This window comes from Pseudoduganella sp. S-14 (assembly GCF_049913285.1).
Classification (GTDB): Bacteria; Pseudomonadota; Gammaproteobacteria; order Burkholderiales; family Burkholderiaceae_D; genus Rugamonas.
The window spans coordinates 3,862,104-3,875,856 of record NZ_CP183991.1 but is presented as its reverse complement, the minus strand read 5'-3'; the positions used below and the strand labels follow the sequence as shown (position 1 = coordinate 3,875,856).

The 13,753-nt window shown below is 60.8% G+C and carries 13 protein-coding genes; 10 read left to right on the top strand and 3 right to left on the bottom strand.

Annotation, left to right across the window (positions count from 1 at the left end; genetic code table 11):
• Positions 1-244 precede the first annotated feature (244 nt).
• The gene (locus tag ACN9MZ_RS17675; protein WP_426338274.1) at positions 245-2,662 is read left to right on the top strand and encodes a phosphocholine-specific phospholipase C; all 2,418 of its coding nucleotides are present in this window, start codon (positions 245-247) and stop codon (positions 2,660-2,662) included.
• A gap of 118 nt (positions 2,663-2,780) precedes the next feature.
• Positions 2,781-4,673 carry a M6 family metalloprotease domain-containing protein gene (locus tag ACN9MZ_RS17670; protein ID WP_426338273.1) on the top strand — a complete coding sequence of 631 codons (1,893 nt, stop codon included), beginning with the start codon at positions 2,781-2,783 and terminating at the stop codon, positions 4,671-4,673.
• Between the two features lie 5 nt (positions 4,674-4,678).
• Here ACN9MZ_RS17670 and ACN9MZ_RS17665 read toward each other — a convergent pair whose 3' ends face one another.
• The 3 genes from ACN9MZ_RS17665 to ACN9MZ_RS17655 form a co-directional block, all read right to left on the bottom strand.
• On the bottom strand, positions 4,679-5,170 hold the full coding sequence (locus tag ACN9MZ_RS17665) for a hypothetical protein (RefSeq protein ID WP_426338272.1): 492 nt from the start codon (positions 5,168-5,170) through the stop codon (positions 4,679-4,681).
• 107 nt (positions 5,171-5,277) lie between these two features.
• Positions 5,278-5,478, bottom strand: coding sequence for a DUF4287 domain-containing protein (locus ACN9MZ_RS17660; RefSeq protein ID WP_426338271.1), 201 nt, complete (start codon positions 5,476-5,478; stop codon positions 5,278-5,280).
• Positions 5,479-5,488: 10 nt separating this feature from the next.
• Complete coding sequence (locus ACN9MZ_RS17655; protein WP_426338270.1) at positions 5,489-5,923, bottom strand: SRPBCC family protein; 435 nt, start codon at positions 5,921-5,923, stop codon at positions 5,489-5,491.
• A 312-nt stretch (positions 5,924-6,235) separates the two neighbouring features.
• Between ACN9MZ_RS17655 and rpsB the strand changes: the two genes are divergently transcribed.
• From rpsB to rseP, 8 genes are all read left to right on the top strand, one after another.
• Positions 6,236-6,988, top strand: coding sequence for a 30S ribosomal protein S2 (rpsB, locus tag ACN9MZ_RS17650; protein WP_426338269.1), 753 nt, complete (start codon positions 6,236-6,238; stop codon positions 6,986-6,988).
• 145 nt (positions 6,989-7,133) lie between these two features.
• Positions 7,134-8,048, top strand: a complete 915-nt coding sequence (gene tsf, locus ACN9MZ_RS17645) for a translation elongation factor Ts (RefSeq protein ID WP_426338268.1) — start codon at positions 7,134-7,136, stop codon at positions 8,046-8,048.
• Between the two features lie 164 nt (positions 8,049-8,212).
• Positions 8,213-8,929: a UMP kinase gene (gene pyrH, locus ACN9MZ_RS17640; protein WP_130312126.1), complete on the top strand. Its 717-nt coding sequence runs from the start codon at positions 8,213-8,215 to the stop codon at positions 8,927-8,929.
• 33 nt (positions 8,930-8,962) lie between these two features.
• Positions 8,963-9,523 carry a ribosome recycling factor gene (frr, locus tag ACN9MZ_RS17635; RefSeq protein WP_057262710.1) on the top strand — a complete coding sequence of 187 codons (561 nt, stop codon included), beginning with the start codon at positions 8,963-8,965 and terminating at the stop codon, positions 9,521-9,523.
• A 65-nt stretch (positions 9,524-9,588) separates the two neighbouring features.
• On the top strand, positions 9,589-10,341 hold the full coding sequence (gene uppS, locus ACN9MZ_RS17630) for a polyprenyl diphosphate synthase (protein ID WP_426338267.1): 753 nt from the start codon (positions 9,589-9,591) through the stop codon (positions 10,339-10,341).
• A gap of 11 nt (positions 10,342-10,352) precedes the next feature.
• Positions 10,353-11,189: a phosphatidate cytidylyltransferase gene (locus tag ACN9MZ_RS17625; RefSeq protein WP_426338266.1), complete on the top strand. Its 837-nt coding sequence runs from the start codon at positions 10,353-10,355 to the stop codon at positions 11,187-11,189.
• An 8-nt stretch (positions 11,190-11,197) separates the two neighbouring features.
• On the top strand, positions 11,198-12,370 hold the full coding sequence (ispC, locus tag ACN9MZ_RS17620) for a 1-deoxy-D-xylulose-5-phosphate reductoisomerase (protein ID WP_426338265.1): 1,173 nt from the start codon (positions 11,198-11,200) through the stop codon (positions 12,368-12,370).
• Positions 12,371-12,380: 10 nt separating this feature from the next.
• Positions 12,381-13,745 carry an RIP metalloprotease RseP gene (rseP, locus tag ACN9MZ_RS17615; RefSeq protein WP_426338264.1) on the top strand — a complete coding sequence of 455 codons (1,365 nt, stop codon included), beginning with the start codon at positions 12,381-12,383 and terminating at the stop codon, positions 13,743-13,745.
• Positions 13,746-13,753 lie beyond the last annotated feature (8 nt).

Sequence of the window (13,753 nt, the reverse complement as noted above, 5' to 3'; positions counted from 1 at the left end):
CAGCAAGATTATAAACGACAGCCTCAGCGTGCGCCCGGTGGACGCTCTGGGGACACGCCGGCAGCTGTGAACCAGCCTCAGCAGGTCGCTGGAGGCAGATCAAACTGGCGGGCTATGCCGAATTCCGAGGTGTCCGGCTTGGAATCGGTCAAAAGCGTAGCGCACGGGTCACAGCCGACATGAAATGGTCACAAATGCACCTTAGCATCGGCACACCCTACAACCAGACCTATAAGGAAGACCGATGTCCACCAGCCGCCGCAAGTTCCTTGGCATGGCCTCCGCTGGCGCCGCCAGCACCTTGTTTCCCGACCTGATCAGGCAAGCGCTGGCCGTGCCGGCCTACAGCGCCACCGGCACCCTGGCCGACGTGCAGCATGTCGTCATCTTCATGCAGGAAAACCGCTCCTTCGACCATTACTTCGGCACCCTGGCTGGTGTGCGCGGCTTCAACGACCCGCGCGCGATCACGCTGCCGGGCGGGAAAGCGGTCTGGTACCAGCCCAACGGCAGCGGCGGCTACGTGCTGCCATTCCATTTCGACGCCAAGAACACCAGCGCACTCTCGCTGGGTACCAACCATAGCTGGAAAGGTTCGCAAACCACCTGGCAGGGCTGGGACGCCTGGGTCAAGCAAAAGACCGCCCAGAGCATGGGCTATTTCGACCGCGGCGACCTGCCGTTCTACTACGCCCTGGCCGACGCCTTCACCATCTGCGACGATTACCATTGCTCGATCTTCGGCGCCACTGACCCCAACCGCATGTACTCGCTGACCGGCACCAACCAGAACTGGCTGGGCGCCATGGGCAGCCTGTACAACATCGACTCGGCCGGCTACTACAATAACGACCCCAAGTACGACAACATCACGCCCTCCGTGACAGCCGGCGCGCCAAACTGGCGTACCTATGCCGAGGTGCTGGAGGCGAACAGCGTCAGCTGGAAGGTGTACCAGGAATGGGACAACTACGGCGACAACTACCTGGCCTACTTCCGCAACTTCCGCGTCAATGCCGATGGGACGCACCTGTCGGAGAGCAGCCCGCTGTACCAGAAGGGCCGCGCGATCGCACCTGGTTCGTATGAAAGCAACGCCCGCGGCACCAAGGGCGACTGGCTGGTGGATTCCTTCGCCGACGACGTGCGCAATAACCGGTTGCCGCAAGTGTCGTGGATCGTCGCGCCCAACGATTACACGGAACATTCGCCGAACTCGCCCAACGCCGGCGAGAACCTCACTGCGCGCTTGCTCGCCGCCCTCGTCGCCAACCCCGACGTGTGGTCGAAAACGGTCTTCCTTCTTACCTACGACGAAAACGACGGCTTCTTCGATCACATTCCTTCGCACATGGCGCCATTGAATACCGGCATGGGACGCAGCACCCTGGCCGATAACGGCCAATACGAAAACTACAACGGCATCCCGGTCGGCCTCGGTCCGCGCGTACCGATGCTGGTCATTTCGCCCTGGAGCAAAGGTGGCCGTGTTTGCTCGCAGTTGTTCGACCATACCTCCAAGCTGCGCTTTCTCGAGGAGTGGCTGGTGGCCGGCCTGGGCAAGCAGCGCTCGAGCATCGCTTGCGAAAACATCTCCCCGTGGCGCCGCGCGGTGTGCGGCGACCTGACTTCGGCCTTTGATTTCAAGACGCCGAATTCGTCGTGGCCGTCGACGGTGCCAAAATCGACCACCTACCAGTTGGTGTCGGGCAAGCCTTATCCGCAACCGCCGGCGGTGCAGAGCTTGCCGGTGCAGGAGGGCGGCAGCCCGCGCTACTCCTGCGCCTTGCCGTACGCCTTTGCTGTTACGGCACGCGTGAATTTGTCGAAGCAGGTGGAGCTGTCGTTCTTCAACCAGGGCACGGCAGGCGCGGCGTTCATCGTCTATTCCCAGGTGCGCAGCGACGGTCCATGGTATTACACGGTCGAAGCAGGCAAGAAGATCGAACGCGAAGCATGGAACTGGACTACGCCCAACTACCACCTGAACGTTGTGGGTCCGAACGGTTTCCAGCGTGAGTTTGCCGGCGTGCTGGCATTGGCGACCGCGACCGGCGGCGCGCGCCCGGAGGCGTGGCTGAACGCCAACCCGCTGGCCATGTCGGTCGATGTCGTCCTCTCCAATGCGGAAGGCTTGCGTGCCGCCACCTTCCGCATTGTCGACAATGCCTATGGACGCGCCGCCACGGCTCACACTGTGGCTGCCGGCCAGCAGGCCATCGTGAGCATTCCGGTCGGCGCCAGCTACGGCTGGTACGACCTGGCCGTGACTTGCGACTTCGACGCGCAATACTTGCGCCGCATGGCCGGCCGCGTGGAAAACGGCCTGGCCAGCCGCACCGACCCGGTGCTGGGCCGCACGCCAGCCGGTCCCAGGGCTACGTTGTCGGCCAGCGCAGGTTCGGTGCCGCGCGGCACTCCGATCAGCTTCAGCTACTCGGTACCCGCCCCGCAGGTTAACAGCAAGAACTGGATCGGCATTTACCGTAACGGCGTCACGCCCGGCTCAACTGCCTCGCTGGCATGGCAGTACGCCGCCAGCGGCGCCGGCACGGCAGCCTTTGCCACGTCTGGCCTGGGCGCCGGCAGCTATGCAGCTTGGCTGCTGTATAACGACGGCTATTCGGCCCTTGCGGGCCCGGTTGCCTTCACGGTGACTTGATGTCGATGGTGCGCGATTGTGCCGATTTCTACACCGCGCACTTATAAATTCATCAAGACTTGCACAATCGTGCGTGATTTACTTTCCTTTCTTTACAACAAGAAACGGAGAGACCGAAATGCGATTGAAAGTAGTTACTGCAGCCGCGATGTTGATGGCCAGCCTGTTTGCGCAGGCTGGTATTCCCTACAAAGACAGCGTCTATGAGTTCAAGCAGCCGGGCGGCGAGAAGCTGCGCGTTCACCTGGATGGTAACGATTACTACGCCGAACAACGTACCGATGACGGCTCGCTGGTCGTGTACGACGCGGCAAAGAAAGGCTTCTGCTACGCCACTGTGAACGCCGCTGGCGACGAACTGGTGTCGACCGGCGTGCTGGCGACCAACGCCAAGGTGCGTAGCCTGGGCGGTACCGCGAAGAAGCAGGAAGGCCTGAGCCAGGAAGCCCGCGCCCGCAAGGCCAAGGAAAAGTTCGAGAAGATGAACGGCCGCACGCTGGACAGTGCCCGTAAATCTGCAAGTGCCGCGCTAAGCGCGCCGCAGGCGCTTGCCGCACCGGTAACGGGCCAGGTCAAAGGCCTGACCGTCATCATTGACTTCCCGGACGTTCCCGGCACGATCACGCAGGCCCAGGTCAACTCCTTCCTGAACGACATGCCATACACCGGCTTCGGCAACGCGCAGTCGGTGCGCGGCTACTGGCAATCGGTCTCGGGCGGCAAGCTGGATTACACCAACACCACCACGATCTACTACCGCGCCAAGAAGAACAAGGCCTATTATGCCGACAGCTCGCTCGATTCGGGCGTGCGTTCGCAGGAGCTGATTTCCGAAGCGCTGAACTGGCTGGAATACACCCAGGGCTTCAACTTCGCATCGCTGAGCGTTGATGCCAACAAGCGCATTCGCGGCCTGAACTTCTTCTACGCCGGCGGCGCGGACAGCGCCTGGTCCAAGGGCCTGTGGCCGCACATGGGCTGGCTGGGCAAGCAGTTCTGCGCGGACGGAGTCTGCACCGGCTACTACCAGATCACCAATATGGGCAACAGCCTGGCAATCGGCACCTTTTCTCACGAGACCGGACACCTGGTAATGGGCTGGCCGGACCTGTATGACTATGACGGCAGCTCCGAAGGTTCGGCGGCCAGCTACTGCATCATGGGCTTCGGCAGCATTGGCGCGCAAAGCCAGTACCGCCCGGTGCCGCCGAATGGCTTCTTCCGCTACCAGGTGGGCTGGGATACGGTGACCGAGCTGAATCCGGCGCTGAACGCCAATGCGCCGAAAGGCCGCCTGAGCCACACTTCGGGATCGCACAGCCTGTATCGTTGGACCAATCCGGCCAAGACCGATGAGGCCTTCTACGTGGAAGCGATCTACAAGGCGGACCAGCACCTGTATCAACTGGGTTCCGGCCTGGCCGTGTGGCACGTCGACCCGGCAGGCAACAACTCGGACGAATGGCATCCGTATGTGCAGATGGAGCACGCCGACGGCCGTCGCGATCCTGAATACAACGTGAACCGCGGCGATGGCACCGACCTCTATGACGGGGCTATCTACAAGGCGTTCTACGACACCGTGCCAAACAACTACGCCAGCCGCGGCACCAACTCGCGCTGGTGGAGCGGCGCCGGTTCGAACTTCGGCCTGGCCAATATCAGCGCTGCAGCGCAGACGATCGCCTTCGACGTGGTGAAGGGCGACGGTACGGCCGCTGGCGAGACCTATACCGGCTATCTGTCGGGCACCAATGCCTCCGCCATCCACCCATCGCCGTACTTCTACTACAACGGCGGCACGATCAAGGCTAACCTGTCCGGCCCGTCGAACGCCGACTTCGAGTTGAAGCTGGAGAAGTGGAATGGCAGCGCGTGGGTGCAGGTGGCATCGTCGACCAGCCCAACGTCGACCGAGGCAATCAGCTACGCTGCGGCCGTAGCGTACTACCGTATCACGGTGTACTCGTATAGCGGCTCCGGCAACTACACGCTGACAGTCACCAAGTAGTCCGGCTAAGGTGATGAATCCGTCTGGCCGCCAGTCTTCTTCATGGCGGCCAGACGGGCTTCAATGGTGCTCAGCAGAGCCTCTGTACGCTGGCGCTGTGCAGCAATGCCCCGCTCTGCAGTCGTAAGTTCGCGAGCCGAATCGAACGCCGCGTGATAGTTCTGAATCAGGATAGCGTAAATTCCCCCAACACCCAGCACCGTACTGAGCGAGGCACCCACAACGAATTTCTTCATGCCGGCGATTGCGCCTTCCAGTCGGTCGAACCGGGCTAATGTGGCATTGTGTCGCTCATGGGATAACGCCATGAAGTCATCCATGCGTTGCTCAAAGGCTTTTGCCCTGATGTCTTCGCGCTCCCGAGCAGCGGCCTCACGCTCGTCGGCCCTGGCTGTGTAGGCCTCGATGGCCGCACGGAACTCCCCAAGCCTAGTGTCTGCCTGTGCCTTATTGACTGCGAGGCTGGAGTCAACATATTGTTTGGTGGCGGGATCCATGGTTTCATCTTCAGCGGGGGGGGGGGTAGTGTCAACCAGGCTCATGGGGCACCTCGACGTCTTTCCCCAATTGTGGCGATGCTACCCACCCACCGCTTGGATCTGGATCAAGCTTTGCCGTTCTCAGCCTTGAAGTGCGCGACGAGCGCGTTCGCATGGCCGTGCCCCATGCCATGGTCGGCCTTCAGTGCCGCCACCATATCCATGTGCTTCTTGTCTTTGATACCCTTCAGTAGCTGGAGCCAATGCTCGACCGGCTTGCCGTACTTCGCCTCGATCGAAGGGAAATAGGACGAGGGTGATCCCATGGCCGCCTCCTTACTGTTCAACCAGCAAAGCCAGCAGGGCCAGCGACTGCTGCCAGCCGAGATAGCATTGCTCCGCCGGGATTGCCGCCGGCACCCCTTCCTGGACGATGTCGACTTCGGTGCCGCAGGAGACGGCGCGCAGATTGATGGTGGTCTGCATCTGGCCCGGCAGGTTCGGATCGTCGAACACGGCGGTATAGCGGATTTTCTCGCCCGGATGCAGTTCCAGGTATTCGCCGCCGAAGGAGTGGGTAAAACCGGTGCCCAGATCAACAAAGGACATGCGGTACTTGCCGCCAACGCGGGCATCCATTTCGTGCACTTCTCCCAGGTAACCGTTTGGCGGCAGCCATTTGTTGAAGGCCGAAGCGGTGGTCCAGGCCTTGTAGATGCGGTCAGGGGAAGCGCGCAGTACACGGTGCAGTTTGATGGTATTCGTAGCCATTTCAGTAATCTCCATTTGGGTGGGTTGGTACAGGCACGACGCGCCAGCGCACGCCGGATCGACAAGAAATACAAAAATTTTCGGAAATCTTTGTATTTATTATCAAGTTTGCACTAGAATGCCGCCCGGCGCACTGTGCGGGAGGCTGCAACACGCTTGCATGAGTCCCCCGCAATACGCTAAAATTTATGGTTGCCTGACCTAATGTCTTGCAAAGTAGTAAATTTTCTTATTTTCTAAACCCGAATCCCCCCAACAAGGGTGCCCGCAAGGGTGACTGGGAGGATTCCAGACCCAACCCTGGAGTAAATAATGTCTGTAACGATGCGTGAAATGCTGGAAGCCGGCGTCCACTTCGGTCACCAAACCCGTTTCTGGAACCCAAAGATGGCTCCGTTCATCTTCGGCCACCGCAACAAGATTCACATCATCAACCTGGAAAAGACCCTGGCCATGTACCAGGACGCGATGAAAACCATCCGTCAAATCTCCGCTTCCCGTGGCACCATCCTGATGGTTGGCACCAAGCGCCAGGCTCGCGACATCATCGCTGCTGAAGCTCAGCGCGCCGGTGTTCCGTTTGTTGACCAGCGTTGGCTGGGCGGCATGCTGACCAACTTCAAGACCATCAAGACCTCGATCAAGCGCCTGAAAGACATGGAAGCCGCTATCGAAGACGGTTCCGTCGAGAAGCTGTCGAAGAAAGAAGCGCTGCTGTTCCGTCGCGAACTGGACAAGCTGCAGAAATCGATCGGCGGTATCAAGGATATGGGCGGTGTTCCTGACGCAATCTTCGTGGTTGACGTTGGCTACCACAAAGGCGCGATCACCGAAGCGGCCAAGCTGGGCATCCCAGTGATCGGCGTGGTCGATACCAACCACTCCCCAGAAGGCGTGACCCACGTTATCCCTGGTAACGACGACTCGTCCAAAGCGATCACCCTGTACGCCCGCGGCGTGGCAGATGCGATCCTGGAAGGTCGTGCAAACGCTACCACTGAAGTCCTGGAATCCATCAAGACTGCAGCTGGCGACGAGTTCGTAGAAGTTAACGAGCAGGCTTAATTGCCTGGCTGCCGCAAGGCAGCTTCAGCTTGAGAAAGGGGTGGCCCACCAGCTCCCCCTTTTTTTTAAACAGAATCCCCCGGATGAGCAGGCTGCCTTTGGCGCCGCCCCGGACTGAATCCCAAACCGAATACAGGAGAATCACATGGCAGCAATTACTGCAGCAATGGTAGGTGAACTGCGCGCAAAAACCGACGCGCCGATGATGGAATGCAAAAAAGCGCTGACCGAAGCCGGCGGCGACATGGACAAAGCGGAAGAGCTGCTGCGCGTCAAGCTGGGCGGCAAGGCTGCCAAGGCTTCCGCACGTATCACCGCTGAAGGCGTGGTTGCTTCCCACATCGCCGGCAACATCGGCGCCCTGGTTGAAGTGAACTCCGAGACCGACTTCGTTGCCAAGAACGACGACTTCCTGGCCCTGGCTGCCCTGGCTGCCAAGCTGGCCGCTGAAAACAACCCGGCTGACGTTGCTGCCCTGCTGGCCCTGCCAGCTGGCAACGGCCAGACCCTGGACGAAGTGCGCGCTGCCCTGGTGGGCAAGATCGGCGAAAACATGTCGATCCGTCGCTTCCAGCGTTTCGAAACCACCGGCAAGCTGGCTGCATACCTGCACGGCACCAAGATTGGCGTGATCGTCGAATTCGACGGCGCCGACGAGCAAGTTGGTAAAGACGTGGCCATGCACATCGCTGCAATGAAGCCGGTGGCTCTGTCCTCCGAGCAAGTTCCTGCCGATCTGATCGCTAAAGAGCGCTCGGTTGCCCAGGCCAAGTCGGACGAAGACGCTGCTGCCGCTGTTGCCGCTGGCAAGCCAGCCCAGCCAGCTGACATCGTTGCCAAGCGCATCGATGGCGCCGTTGCCAAGTACCTGAAAGAAGTGTCGCTGATGAACCAGGCTTTCGTGAAGAACGACAAGCAGTCCGTTGAGCAGATGCTGAAAGCCGCTAACACCACCGTTAAGGCATTCACCATGTACGTGGTTGGCGAAGGCATCGAGAAGAAAGTTGACGATTTCGCGGCGGAAGTCGCAGCCCAGATGGCTGCCTCCAAAGGCGCATAATCAAGAAAACGGGCCGAAAGGCCCGTTTTTTTAAGCCTGCTGCAAAGGGTTGTTAAGCCTTTTTTAAGGCTTTCAATCGTGAATTAAACGGTGGACAATGGCATTTCCGTTATCATTGCCGCCGAAGCCACACCGAACAAAACATTTAAAAGGAGCCCCAGCTCATGTCAAAACCAGCCTTCAAGCGCGTCCTCCTGAAATTGTCCGGCGAAGCCCTGATGGGCGATGACCCGTACGGCATCAACCGCGGCACCATCGAACGCATGGTGGCGGACGTCGCCGAAGTAGCAAAGCTGGGCGTTGAACTGGCGGTCGTCATTGGTGGCGGCAACATTTTCCGTGGCGTGGCGCCTGGCGCCCAGGGCATGGACCGTGCCACCGCCGACTACATGGGCATGCTGGCTACCGTGATGAACGCGCTGGCCCTGGCCGACGCAATGAAGCACGTGGGCGTGACTGCGCGCGTGATGTCGGCCATCGGCATCGAGCAGGTGGTCGAGCCTTATGTGCGCCCGAAAGCGCTGCAGTACCTGGAAGAGGGCAAGGTCGTCATCTTTGCTGCCGGCACCGGCAACCCGTTCTTCACCACTGACACCGCAGCGGCTTTGCGCGGCTCGGAAGTGAGTGCGGAAATCGTGCTGAAGGCCACCAAGGTCGATGGCATCTACACCGCCGACCCGAAGAAAGACCCGAACGCCACCATGTACCACAAGATCAGCTTCGACGAAGCGATCGCCAAGCACCTGCAAGTCATGGACGCCACCGCCTTCGCGCTGTGCCGTGACCAGAAACTGCCGATCAAAGTATTCTCGATTACCAAGCCGGGCGCGTTGATGAACGTGATTATGGGCGAGGAAGAGGGTACACTGGTTCACGTTTAAAATATTTCAAGTAATTGCAACAGGAGAGCAGCAATGTCTATCGCTGACATTAAAAAGAATACTCAAGACCGCATGGTCAAATCGCTGGAAACCCTGAAGGCCGACCTGGCCAAAGTGCGTACCGGCCGAGCCCACGTAGGTATCCTTGACCACGTGATGGTGGACTACTACGGCAACCCGACCCCGCTGAACCAGGTCGCCAACCTGACCCTGGTCGACGCCCGCACCATCGGCGTCGCCCCGTTCGAAAAGAAAATGGGCGCCGTCATTGAGAAGGCGATTCGCGATTCCGACCTGGGCCTGAATCCAGCCTCGCAGGGCGACATGATCCGCGTGCCGACGCCGCCGCTGAATGAAGAGCGCCGCAAGGAAATGGTCAAGCTGTGCAAGGGTGAAGGCGAAGACGCCAAGGTCGCCGTGCGCAATATCCGCCGGGATGCCAACGAAGGCTTGAAGAAACTGGTGAAAGACAAGGCCATTTCGGAAGACGAAGAGCGCCGCGCAGCTGACGAAGTGCAGAAGCTGACAGACAAGTTCATCGCCGACATCGACAAGACCGTCGCCGAAAAAGAGAAAGAAGTCCTGACCGTCTAAGGTCCCGAAACCGGGGAGGATAGGGGTATTGCCCCTGCCTCCCCGGATTTTTAGTTTACGCACCTATGAAATATTCTAGTTCGACAACCGACGTGCCTGATGCGCCCAAGGTGCCGCGCCACCTGGCGATCATCATGGACGGTAACGGGCGCTGGGCAACCAAGCGCTTCCTGCCGCGCGTGGCGGGCCACGTCAAAGGCGTGGAAGCGGTGCGCACCGTGGTGGAGGCCTGCGCCGAGCGGGGCATCGAGTACCTGACTGTCTTTGCGTTCAGTTCCGAGAACTGGCGCCGGCCGGAAGAAGAGGTATCGCTGCTCATGAGGCTCTTCGTGACGGCCCTGGAGCGCGAGGTGTCGAAGATGCATGCGAACAATATCCGCCTCAAGGTGGTGGGCGACCTGTCGCGCTTTGACCAGAAGCTGCAGGACATGATCGCCAATGCCGAGCGCAAGACAGCCAACAACACCCGCATGACCGTCACCGTGTGCGCCAACTATGGCGGCCGCTGGGATATCATGCAGGCGATCGGCAAGATGGTGGCCGAGCACCCAGGCACGACCGATTTCTCGGAAGAGCAACTGGCACCCTACCTGTCGATGGCATATGCCCCGGAGCCGGACCTATTCATCCGTACCGGCGGTGAAGAGCGCATTTCCAATTTCCTGCTGTGGCAATTGGCCTATACGGAACTGCACTTCACCGACACTTACTGGCCCGACTTCAATGCCGAACGCCTGGATGAGGCGATTGCCTCCTACCAGGGCCGTGAACGCCGCTTTGGCCGCACTGGCGACCAGGTGGCAAAGAAAAGCAAATAAGAGCTAAAACAATGCTGAAAACCCGCGTGATTACCGCCGTGCTGCTGTTGGCGGTATTGTTGCCAGTCCTGTTCTCCGGCTACCAGCCAGCGGTGAATGTGGTGGTGGCTGTGTTCTTCGCCGCTGCCGTGTGGGAAGCCTTCCGCCTGTTCAAGAACCGCGCCGCGATCGTCGTGGCGGCTGCGTGGGCGGCGGCGTTTGTCTATACCTTCTTCTTCAATGAGGGACTCGAGCAGGCCAGGTTCTGGCTGGCCATCGGCGCGGCCATCTGGCTGATCCGCTTTGCGCCGGCGCTGAAACTGGGCTTGCCGCCGGCCGAAGGCATGGGCAATACCATGCTGAGCATGGTGTACGCCGTAACCCTGGTGTCCTGCTTCGTCGCCATCCTGCTGCTGTTCGCACGCGGCCCTGTCTACCTGCTGTCGGTCATGGCCATTGTATGGGCGGCCGACATCTTCGCCTATTTCTCGGGCAAGGCTTTCGGCAAGCATAAGCTGGCACCGACCATCTCTCCCGGAAAGTCGTGGGAGGGCGCGGTAGGCGGCCTGGTCGCCGTGCTGCTGCTGGCGGTCGTTACCGTGCTGCTGGCGCCATCCGTGCCCCTGCTGCAAGACACTTTCGCAGTGCGCCTGGCGACCCGCATGGGCTGGGGCATCATGCTGGCCGTCCTGGTGCTGATCGTCGCCGCTTCCATTGTGGGCGACCTGTTTGAATCGATGCTCAAGCGCCGCTCCGGCATGAAGGACAGCAGCAACCTGCTGCCTGGCCACGGCGGCGTGCTTGACCGTATCGACGCGCTGGTGCCGGTGCTGCCCATCGCTGCGTTGATCACTCCAAGGCTGTTCTAAGGAATTCCATGCAACGCATTACCATCCTCGGCGCCACTGGCTCGATCGGCGTCTCCACGCTGGACGTCATTGCGCGCCACCCCGACCGTTATTCCGTCTATGCGTTGACCGCCCATAGCCGCGTCGAAGAACTGGCCGCGCAGTGCATCCAGTTCCGCCCGGCCCGCGCCGTAGTGGGCAGCGCCGCTGCCGCCGACCAGTTGGGCGCCTTGCTGCGCGCTGCCGGCTGCCGCACCGAAGTGGAGTGGGGTGAATCTGCTCTGTGCGCGGTTTCCGCAGCCGCCGAAACCGATGCCGTGATGGCCGCCATCGTCGGTGCGGCCGGCCTGGCGCCAACCCTGGCTGCCGCCCGCGCCGGCAAGAAAGTCATGCTGGCCAACAAGGAAGCGCTGGTCATGTCCGGCCAGTTGTTCATGGATGCCGTGGCCGAAAGCGGCGCCGTGCTGCTGCCGATCGATTCCGAGCACAATGCGATCTTCCAGTGCCTGCCGCAGGGCTATGGCCGCGTGCCTTCTGCCTTCGGCGTCACCAGGATCCTGTTGACCGCTTCCGGCGGCCCGTTCCTCAAGCGCGACGTCGCCACGCTGGAAAACGTGACCCCGGACGAGGCCTGCAAGCACCCTAAATGGGTCATGGGGCGCAAGATTTCGGTCGATTCCGCGACCATGATGAACAAGGGCCTGGAAGTGATCGAGGCCCACTGGCTGTTCGGCGCGCCGGCCGAACAGATCGAGGTCGTGATCCACCCGCAATCGGTGATCCACTCGATGGTGTCCTACAACGACGGCTCCGTACTGGCGGAACTGGGCAACCCGGACATGCGCACGCCGATCGCCCATGCCCTGGCTTACCCGGAACGCGTCGCCTCCGGCGTGGCGCAGCTTGACCTGACCCAGGTCGGCACGCTGCAATTCGAGAAGCCGGACTTCAACCGTTTCCCTTGCCTGGCACTGGCCTTCGAGGCCTTGCGTGCAGGCGGCACCGCGCCAGCCTTGCTGAATGCGGCCAACGAGGTGGCAGTACAGGCCTTCCTCGACGAGCGCATCGGCTTCCGCCGCATCGACCGTGTGATTCGCCAGGTGATGGACGAATTGCCGCATGGGGCGGCCAGCAGCATTGATGCCGTGATGGCGCAGGATGCGCTGGCACGGGCCGCAGCAGAACGGATCATCGCCGGATAAGCAGCCAGCCATGGACACCTTCCGCACCATTCTCGCCACGATTGTCTGTCTCGGTTCCCTGATCATCATCCACGAGTTGGGGCACTACCTGGTGGCGCGCTGGTGCGGTGTCAAGGTGCTGCGCTTCTCGGTCGGCATGGGCCGCATCGTCTGGATGCGCAAGTTCGGCAAGGACCAGACCGAATGGGCCTTGTCTGCCATCCCTTTGGGCGGCTACGTGAAGATGCTCGATGCCCGCGAAGGTGATGTATCAGGCCTGCCGGCCGAGGACCTGGCCCGTGAATTTACCCGCCAGAGCGTATGGAAACGCATTGCCATCGTGGCAGCCGGCCCGCTGGCCAACTTCCTGCTTGCTATCGCCCTGTACGCCGGCCTGTACATGTCCGGCGTGCGCGAGCCGACCGCCCGCATCGCGGAACCGGCCCAAGCGACGGCAGCCGCTGCCGCCGGCCTGCACCGGGGCGACCTGGTCAAGTCGGTCAATGGCGATCCGGTGCAGGGCTGGTCCGAGCTGCGCTGGGCCATCATCCAGTCTGCAATCCACAAGGAAGCCCTGAGCCTGGTGGTCGAACGCCCCGGTCACGGCGAAGTTCGTGCTTCGCTGCCGGCCGAAGCGGCTGGCCATGCGAGCCTCGAGGACGACGTGCCGGCGGTGATCGGCCTGGACCTGATGCGTCCGCCGCCAGTCATTGGCCGCATGGAGGAGGGCGGCGCTGCCCGCCGCGCCGGCATGCTGAAGGGCGATGTGATCCAGGCTGTCGACGGCCAGCCGATTGACGATGCGCGCAGCTTCGTGGCCGAAGTGCTGCGTTCGCCGGGCCGCAAGCTGCTGGTCACCGTGCTGCGCGAGGGGCGCCCGCTACAGCTGGAGCTGACCCCTGATGCGGTGGAAGACAAGCAGGCAAACAGCAAAGGTCTTGTAACAGTCGGTAAGATCAAGGCTGAACTGGTGGGCGCTGTTGATACGATGGTGGTGCATTACGGCCCGCTGGAGTCAGGCGCCAAGGCCGTGCGCCAGGTAAAGGAAATCTGCACGATGACCTTTAAAATCCTGGGCCGCATGATTGTAGGTGAAGTCTCGCTGAAGAATATTACCGGCCCTCTGACCATTGCCGAATATGCCGGTGAAACGGCGAAAATGGGCGCCGAGCCTTTTATTGCCTTCGTCGCCTTTATCAGCGTGAGCCTTGGACTGATGAATTTGCTGCCAATTCCTGTTCTGGATGGGGGGCATTTGCTGTATTATTCGCTGGAAGTTTTGACAGGGCGCCCCGTTTCCGAGCGCTTTGGCGAAATGGCGCAGCGTATTGGACTGGGATTGCTGGTGTCTTTAATGGCGCTGGCGATATTCAATGACCTGGCCCGCCTGCTTTAATTTTTTTC

Excerpts from the sequence above, each read along its gene's own strand:
- rpsB (WP_426338269.1), top strand. The coding sequence starts at position 6,236 with ATGTCTGTAACGATGCGTGAAATGCTGGAAGCCGGCGTCCACTTCGGT.
- pyrH (WP_130312126.1), top strand. The coding sequence starts at position 8,213 with ATGTCAAAACCAGCCTTCAAGCGCGTCCTCCTGAAATTGTCCGGCGAA.
- ACN9MZ_RS17675 (WP_426338274.1), top strand. The coding sequence starts at position 245 with ATGTCCACCAGCCGCCGCAAGTTCCTTGGCATGGCCTCCGCTGGCGCC.
- ACN9MZ_RS17665 (WP_426338272.1), bottom strand. The coding sequence starts at position 5,170 with ATGGATCCCGCCACCAAACAATATGTTGACTCCAGCCTCGCAGTCAAT.
- ACN9MZ_RS17670 (WP_426338273.1), top strand. The coding sequence starts at position 2,781 with ATGCGATTGAAAGTAGTTACTGCAGCCGCGATGTTGATGGCCAGCCTG.
- ispC (WP_426338265.1), top strand. The coding sequence starts at position 11,198 with ATGCAACGCATTACCATCCTCGGCGCCACTGGCTCGATCGGCGTCTCC.
- frr (WP_057262710.1), top strand. The coding sequence starts at position 8,963 with ATGTCTATCGCTGACATTAAAAAGAATACTCAAGACCGCATGGTCAAA.
- ACN9MZ_RS17625 (WP_426338266.1), top strand. The coding sequence starts at position 10,353 with ATGCTGAAAACCCGCGTGATTACCGCCGTGCTGCTGTTGGCGGTATTG.
- ACN9MZ_RS17660 (WP_426338271.1), bottom strand. The coding sequence starts at position 5,478 with ATGGGATCACCCTCGTCCTATTTCCCTTCGATCGAGGCGAAGTACGGC.
- ACN9MZ_RS17655 (WP_426338270.1), bottom strand. The coding sequence starts at position 5,923 with ATGGCTACGAATACCATCAAACTGCACCGTGTACTGCGCGCTTCCCCT.
- uppS (WP_426338267.1), top strand. The coding sequence starts at position 9,589 with ATGAAATATTCTAGTTCGACAACCGACGTGCCTGATGCGCCCAAGGTG.
- tsf (WP_426338268.1), top strand. The coding sequence starts at position 7,134 with ATGGCAGCAATTACTGCAGCAATGGTAGGTGAACTGCGCGCAAAAACC.
- rseP (WP_426338264.1), top strand. The coding sequence starts at position 12,381 with ATGGACACCTTCCGCACCATTCTCGCCACGATTGTCTGTCTCGGTTCC.